Source organism: Pelagibius sp. (genome assembly GCF_028281305.1).
GTDB lineage: Bacteria > Pseudomonadota > Alphaproteobacteria > Kiloniellales > Kiloniellaceae > Pelagibius.
In genome coordinates, this window is the sequence record NZ_JANQKD010000109.1 from 41,937 (window position 1) to 48,906 (window position 6,970).

The window sequence follows — 6,970 nt, forward strand, 5'->3', positions numbered from 1 at the left end:
CCCTTGCGCTAGGTCAATTTGACCGCCGCGCGATCGGGCGGACCGCAGGGGGCCGCAGACCGGCGGAAAAGGCTGTCAGTCGCAGGCCTTGAAGGGGCTGTGGCGGCCGAGGAAGGCGATTTCCTGGCTCATGGCATCGCGCTCGCGCTCCAGGAAGTGCTCGACGGCGTCGCGGAAGCCGGGGTCGCCGATCCAGTGGGCGCTGTAGGTCGCCGTCGGCAGGTAGCCGCGCTGGATCTTGTGCTCGCCCTGGGCGCCGGCCTCGACCCAGGTGAGGCCGTGGCGGATGGCATAGTCGATGGCCTGGTAGTAGCAGGTCTCGAAGTGCAGGAACTTGAAACGGCTGAGGCACCCCCAGTTGCGCCCGAAGAGGGCGGTGTCGCTGCGCAGGTTCAGGGCGCCCGCCACCAGTTCGCCCCCATACTCGGCCACAATCAGCACGACCCTGTCGCCGAGGTCGCGGCCGATCTGGTGAAAGAACTCCCGGGTTAGGTAGGGCTGACCCCACTTGCGGTCGGCGGTGGCCATGTAGAAGCCGAAGAAAGCATCCCAGTGATGCGCTTCGATCTCGGCACCGGTCAGGGCACGCAGTTCGATGCCGCTTTCCGCCACCTTGCGCCGCTCCTTCTTGATCGCCTTGCGCTTGCGTGAGCTGAGCTCGGCGAGGAAGGCGTCGAAGTCGGCGTAATCCCGGTTCTGCCAGTGGTACTGCACGGACAGCCGCTGCAGCAGGCCGAGCGCGCCCAGGTGGTCGTACTGCTCGCGCGGCGCGAAGGTGACATGCAGGGAAGAAACGCGGTGCCGCCGCGCCAGTTCGATCATTGCCGCGGTGAGTCCCGTCATGATCTCTTCCCAGGGCGCCTCCGGATGGACCAGAAGCCGGGGGCCGGTCGCCGGGGTAAATGGGACCGAGCACTGAAGCTTCGGATAGTAGCGGCCGCCGGCGCGCTCATAGGCGTCGGCCCAGTTCCAGTCGAAGATGTATTCGCCGTAGGAATGGGATTTCAGATAAAGCGGCACGCAGCCATAGAGCCCCCCCGCCGGATTGGGCAGCACCAGGTGCTGCGGCTGCCAGCCGGTCTCCCCGGTCGCCGAGCCGCTCTCCTCCAGGGCGTTCAGAAAGGCGTGGCTGACGAAGGGGTTGTCGCCGGCGCAGGCATCCCAGTCGGCGGCCGGGACCTCCGCGATGCGGCTGATCACTTGTACGGCAAGGGAGTCGTTTCCGTCCGGCATGGGTCCTCGTCGGGGGCGGGGCTCTGCTCTAGGAGATGACATTTATGCGGGCGGTTGCAAGGGCCACCTTGCGAACAGCGGTGGAGCGGGGCATGGACTTTCCCGGTTGCGGGCCTTAGCCTTCAAGGCAATGATTCTTTTGACCATTTCAACCAGACTGCGGCGCGTATATGCGCTTTTCTTCCTGGTGTTCCTCTGCGCTCTGCCGATTGCTGCTGAGACCCGGGACGCAGGGGCCCAGGACGCAGGAGAGGCCGGCCTTCTGCCGGCGCCCCGGGCGTCCTACACCGCCGAGACCCTCGTCACCTATGCCGGCGGCGACAGCCTGGAGATGAAGACCCTGCACCGGGGAAGCTGGGAGCGCCAGGAGTTCACCGTCGACGAACTGCTGCAGGTGACCATTCTCCGTCCCGACCGGAACCGGGCCTACATGATGTTCCTGCAAAGCGGTCAGCTCTTCGAGATGGCTTATGCGGAGGCGGCGCTCCTGCCGCCCATCGGCGAACTCAGGACCTTCGAGATCCGCAAGCTTGCCGAGGAGGAGATCGAGGGCGAGACGGTCGGCCATTTCCAGGCTATCCGCCGGCCCACCGGTGAAGGCGCCGAGGAGCGGGAGCCCGTCGTCCTCGATCTCTGGGTGACGGCGGACGGCATCGTCATGAAGGCGGAGGGCGAAATCCTGGTCGACGGTTTTCGCGAGACGCTGCAGATCGAGCGCCGCAACATCCGCCGTCAGGCCCTGGACCCCGACCTCTTCGAGCCTTCGATTTCTCTGCCCGAATAGCGGGTGGGCCCAGTAGTGACTGGATTCAGTCGAAGTGGATACGCTCAGTCGGCCTGCAGGAACCAGCGGTACTCCAGCGGACTGATCTCCGCCTCGAAGAGCTCCAGTTCCTGTTCCTTGCAGGCGCGGTAGGCCCGCAGGTAATCAGCGCCAAGGTAGTCGGCCAGGCGGCAGTCCTCGGTCAGTTTTTCCAGGGCGCGCTTCGGGCGGAACGGCAGGCCGGCGTCGTAGCCGGCAGAGGCGTTGCCCTCCCAGGCCGGGCCCGGATCGAGCTTGCCGGTGATGCCGTGGTGCAGGCCGGCCAGGAGGGTGGCCAGCGCCAGATAGGGATTGGCGTCGGCGCCGGCCAGCCGGTGTTCGATGCGCCGGGCGGCGCCCTTTCCGGTCGGCACACGCAGCGCGACGGAGCGGTTTTCGAAGCCCCAGGAGCGCTGGGTCGGCACGAAGATGTCGGGCTGGAAGCGCCGGTAGGAGTTCATGTTGGGTGCCAGCACCGCCATGGCTTCCGGCAGCAGGTCCAGGGTGCCGCCGATGGCCTGCAGCAGGGTTTCGCTGGCCGGCGCAGTGCCGCCGTCGAACACGTTGCGACCGGCGGGATCCAGCAGGCTGACGTGCATATGCAGGCCGCTGCCGGCGCGCTCGGCATAGGGCTTGGCCATGAAGCTGGCCTGCAGGCCGTGGCTCTGGGCCACGCCCTTGACGATGCGCTTGAAGAGCACGCAGTGATCGGCGGCCAGCAGCGGATTGTCGATGTGCTGCAGATTGATTTCGAACTGGCCGGCGGCGTATTCCGCGGTGATGGCGCCGCTCGGTACGTCCTGGGCGGCGCAGGCGCGGGTCACGTCGTCGAGGAAGCCTGAGTAGGCGTCCAGCGCGCTGATGCCATAGACCTGGGTGCCGGCCTCGCGGCGGCCGGTCGCCGGCGAGCGTGGCGGCTGCGGCGCCCCGTCGGGCAGGCGCTCGCGGTCGATCAGGTAGAACTCCAGTTCGAAGGCCACCACCGGGCGCAGATCCAGTTCGGCCAGGCGCTCCAGAACCCGCGCCAGCACGTTGCGCGGTTCGTAGTAGAAGGGCGCGCCGTCTTCGGTCTCAAGGGTGATCATGGCCTGGGCCAGCGGGCGCTCGGTCCAGGGCACCGGCTTCAGGCTGCCGGGAATGACCTTCACCAGACAGTCCGGATCGCCGTCGGAGAAGCCGAGCCCGTCCGGGTCGTGGCTCTCGCCCTGGCTGTCCAGCATGAAGACCGACCCGGGAATGGCGAAGCCGGACTGCAGGATCTTGCCGATCTCGGTGATGGGATAGCGCTTGCCCCGGACCACGCCGGAAAGGTCGGCCAGGATGCAGTCCAGCGCCACGGTGTCGGGGTGGCGTGCCAGGAAATCCGCTGCCTCCGCGGGCAGCTCACGGGTCGAATCAGGCATGGCGTTACTTTGTCGCGCCGCCCCGGGCCCAGGTCAAGCGCCGCATCGGCCTTGCCTGAACCCGGTGTGGCTGCTCTCGCGCGTCAGGCGATCTCGACCACCGCTTCGACCTCAACGGCGACGCCGATGGGCAGGGCGCCGGCGGAGACCGCGGCGCGGGCATGGCGGCCCTTGTCGCCGAAGACCTCCACCATCAGGTCGGAAGCGCCGTTCACCACCTTGGGCTGATCGGTGAAGTCGGGCGTGGAGTTGACGAAGCCGGTCAGCTTCACCACCCGCTGGACGCGGTCCAGGTCGCCGCCGCAGGCGGCCTTCACCTGGGCGATGATGTTGATGGCGCAGAGCCGGGCCGCGGCCTGCCCGTCTTCCAGGGAGATCGAGTCGCCCAGCTTGCCGAGATACTGTGGACTGCCGTCCTTCAGCGTGACCTGACCGGAAACGAAGACCAGGTTGCCGGTCTGCACAAAGCCGACGTAGTTGGCGACGGGCGTGGCTGCTTCCGGCACGTCGATGCCGAGTTCGGCAAGGCGGGCGTCAATCTGTCCAGCCATGGGGCGTTTCCTCCGAAGTGATTGCTTGAGTGTGTATTGTGTGACGAGGGGTGGGACCGGGTCGATCCCTGGGCTCCGGGTGGTCCAAGGGTTCGGACCGCGGCGGGAGCATAGCCCTGCCGCTTATCCGGCCACAAGCCCGCTGATCGCTCCGGAGCGGGCGTTCGCGGCCCTAGGGATAGCGGCGCAGGGGGATGACCTGGTCCCCCACTTTCAGGTCCTTGTGGACCGGCGGGACGGCGTCGATCCGCCCGACCACGAAGTCGGACCAGAACGTGACGGCTTCGGCGGGGACGGGAATGAAGGTCGAGGCCCAGCCGTCACCCTCCAGGCGCCGCTCGAACAGGTGCATGACCGGGGCCATGTGGTCGCCGCGCAGGGCCAGCACGTACTCCAGGCCCTCGCCCTCGGTAAGATCGATGGCGGTCAGCATGCACTCCTGCCCGTCCTGCCGGCCGCAGCGCCCGACCACACCATGCAGCCAGTCCGTGTGGAGGTCTTCGGGGATCTCCAGGTCGGCCGGAATGAGCGTCACACGCTCGGGATCGCTCAGGGTTTCGCGGACCGATTGCAGGCGGACCTGCTGCTGACCGGGCTGGCGCCATTGCCAGCGGGTCTCGGCCGTTGCCAGGGCTGCGAGCTGTTCGGCAACCACCGCCTCCTCGGCGACGCCGGCGTCCTCGGCGATCCGCTCCAGGGCTGCCTCCCCGTGGTCGCCGAGATTGAACTTCAGGAAGCCGTAGTCGAAGAGCGCCGGGTCGACGGCGCCGTCGGCCAGCCGCTGGTACTGGCTTTCGGCGCTCACGCGGTAAGGGTCGCCCCAGGGTGTCTGCAGGGCGATGGCGATCACGGCCACCAGAACGGCGATCCCGATATTGGCCTGGCGGCTGACCGCCATCCAGCGTTCCCGCGCGATCAGAGACAGCAGGTAGGCCAGCGCGTAGAGCATCAGCACGCCGGAAGTGACGGCGATCCAGATGCGGTCCGGCGTCAGGCCGTACTGTCCGATACGCAGAACCACGGCATAGAGGGCAAAGCCGCAGAGCAGCGTAAGCGCCGGGGCCAGGGCGACGGCGCAGAGGTTCAAGGCGCGCCCGGGCTCGCTGGCCGCGCTGCCGTCGCGCAGGACCGCGTTCAACAGCACCACGCCGAGGACGAGAAGGGCGACCAGGGTGGTTGCCGCGCTGACCACGGTGGTCATTTTCTCGAAGCCGCCGAAGACCAGCGCCAGCAGGAAGCCGAGGGAGAGCAGCAGGAACAACGGAGTCAGCACCGAGAAGAGGCTGAAGACGATGCGGCGCAGGGCAACAACCACCCGGTGGTAGTCGCGCCCGGCATAGACACCGAAGGCGATCGCGATGGTGGTCGCCGGCCAGAAGAATGCCGGCTCGCCGATCAGGTCGCTGAACCACTCGATGCCCACCAGATCGAAGAGTGCGGCGAAGAGCCAGAGCAGGATCCACAGCAAGCCGGCGAAGGCCAGGCTGAGGGCGACGATCAGGGTGTTGTTCCAGGCGTGGGCGAAGAGGCGCTGGTAGGGGAAGCTGAAGCGGCCACCCTCGAGTGCGCTTTCTTGCCCTCGTTCTTGCCAGGTCTGGAAAAAGGGCAGGGCGATCTGCGCGATGATCAGGTGGAGCGTCAGCACTCTGGCCGTCGGCATTTCCGGCCATCTGTCGGCACCGGGCCCGAAGCGGTCCAGGAAGGTGGTGCCGAGGGCGCCGAGCAGCAGGCCGAGCGCTAGAGCGCCCAGGGCCGCCGGCAGCCAGCGTTGCGGATTCACCGAAAGACAGAAGGCAAGGCCCGTGATCAGCAGGGCGAAGGTCGGGGCCGACTGCCAGACCCAGGCATCGATCTCCTCGGTCAGGACGAAGGCGCCGAGGCCGCAGACCAGGCCGACGCCGACAAAGACACCGGCCCAGGACCGGGGCAGATTTTCCCGGGTTTCGTAAGGATCGCTCATCTTGGGGGCTCTTTCGGAAACGCGGAGCAAGGGGGCACTGCGTCGATATGCGACGACAGCGTGAAAACGCCTACGGCCAACCAGAAACGCCGGGCGACTCCCTGTAAGTTGCCAGGAGCACCGCGGAGGTTCAAACCCTGCGGCTGGAGAAGTCGCTCATGAGGGGTAAAGCGGTTCGATCTCGCGCTGTCGTTGCGAAGCGGCGCGGAGGGATGCGCGGCGCGACCGACAATCCACAAACCTGCATGCGGAAAAAAGAGCGGGGTGCCGCCGCCGCGGGCACCCCTCAAGTTCACAGGGAGAACTCAGACGTGAGTCATACAGGTAGGAGGCTCTACCTGAGTTACTGTTGAGCCACTCCTCATGAGCAGCCACTGGTGCTGCCGCAGGTTGCGCACTTGAGGCACGTGCCATTGCGCACCAGGGTAAAGTTGCCGCAGTCACCGCAGGGGTCGCCCTCGTAGCCCTTCATCCGCGCCTCGCGGACGCGGTCCAGGCGGGTATCGACCTCGCGCATGACTGTGGCCTCGACGGCAACGGCTTCGGCGGAGCCTGCGGAGCCGACGAGCTCTTGGGTCGCGCCGTTCGATGCGACCGGCGCCTGGGCCTGGGCGGTTGCGCCCAGGGACCCCGATACACCGTTCGCGCCGTTTGCGGCGCCACCGTTCACGACCAGAAGCTGGCTGCGGACATAGCCGGTCGAGGCGTAGCGGCGGACGGTCTCCGCCACCGCGGCCTCCGGCAGGTCGCCCTGACCATCGCCCTGACCCACGGCGTCCGGCTTGATGTCGGACGGTTCCACATGGGCCAGGTCGTTGCGGCCAAGATAGGAAATGGCCAGCTCCCGGAAAATGTAATCGAGCACGGAGGTCGACATCTTGATGGCATCGTTGCCTTCGACCATGCCCGAGGGTTCGAAACGCGTGAAGGTATAGGCCTCGACGAACTCTTCCAGCGGCACGCCGTACTGCAGGCCGATGGAGATCGCGATGGCGAAGTTGTTCATCAGGCTGCGGAAGGC

General features: G+C 66.9%; 5 protein-coding genes and 1 pseudogene. 1 reads left to right on the plus strand and 5 read right to left on the minus strand.

The features are described from left to right. Positions 1 to 75 precede the first annotated feature (75 nt). A complete protein-coding gene (locus Q0982_RS20920; protein WP_299399321.1) occupies positions 76 to 1,233 on the minus strand; it encodes a GNAT family N-acetyltransferase in 1,158 nt (385 codons plus the stop codon). Between the two features lie 139 nt (positions 1,234 to 1,372). On the opposite strand from Q0982_RS20920, the gene Q0982_RS20925 reads away from it, so the two are divergent. Next, positions 1,373 to 2,017, plus strand: coding sequence for a hypothetical protein (locus Q0982_RS20925; protein ID WP_299399324.1), 645 nt, complete (start codon positions 1,373 to 1,375; stop codon positions 2,015 to 2,017). Positions 2,018 to 2,061: 44 nt separating this feature from the next. Here Q0982_RS20925 and Q0982_RS20930 read toward each other — a convergent pair whose 3' ends face one another. The 4 genes and pseudogenes from Q0982_RS20930 to Q0982_RS20945 all read right to left on the minus strand — a co-directional run. Next, positions 2,062 to 3,438, minus strand: a complete 1,377-nt coding sequence (locus Q0982_RS20930; RefSeq protein ID WP_299399326.1) for a glutamine synthetase family protein — start codon at positions 3,436 to 3,438, stop codon at positions 2,062 to 2,064. Between the two features lie 83 nt (positions 3,439 to 3,521). Next, positions 3,522 to 3,989: a RidA family protein gene (locus tag Q0982_RS20935; protein ID WP_299399329.1), complete on the minus strand. Its 468-nt coding sequence runs from the start codon at positions 3,987 to 3,989 to the stop codon at positions 3,522 to 3,524. A gap of 172 nt (positions 3,990 to 4,161) precedes the next feature. Then, positions 4,162 to 5,949: a DUF4153 domain-containing protein gene (locus Q0982_RS20940; protein WP_299399332.1), complete on the minus strand. Its 1,788-nt coding sequence runs from the start codon at positions 5,947 to 5,949 to the stop codon at positions 4,162 to 4,164. Positions 5,950 to 6,310: 361 nt separating this feature from the next. Then, positions 6,311 to 6,970, minus strand: a pseudogene (locus tag Q0982_RS20945) (vitamin B12-dependent ribonucleotide reductase); the annotation flags it as partial.

Bases quoted from the DNA above. Each gene is read 5' to 3' on its own strand.
- Q0982_RS20935 (WP_299399329.1), bottom strand. From the start codon at position 3,989: ATGGCTGGACAGATTGACGCCCGCCTTGCCGAACTCGGCATCGACGTG.
- Q0982_RS20940 (WP_299399332.1), bottom strand. From the start codon at position 5,949: ATGAGCGATCCTTACGAAACCCGGGAAAATCTGCCCCGGTCCTGGGCC.
- Q0982_RS20930 (WP_299399326.1), bottom strand. From the start codon at position 3,438: ATGCCTGATTCGACCCGTGAGCTGCCCGCGGAGGCAGCGGATTTCCTG.
- Q0982_RS20920 (WP_299399321.1), bottom strand. From the start codon at position 1,233: ATGCCGGACGGAAACGACTCCCTTGCCGTACAAGTGATCAGCCGCATC.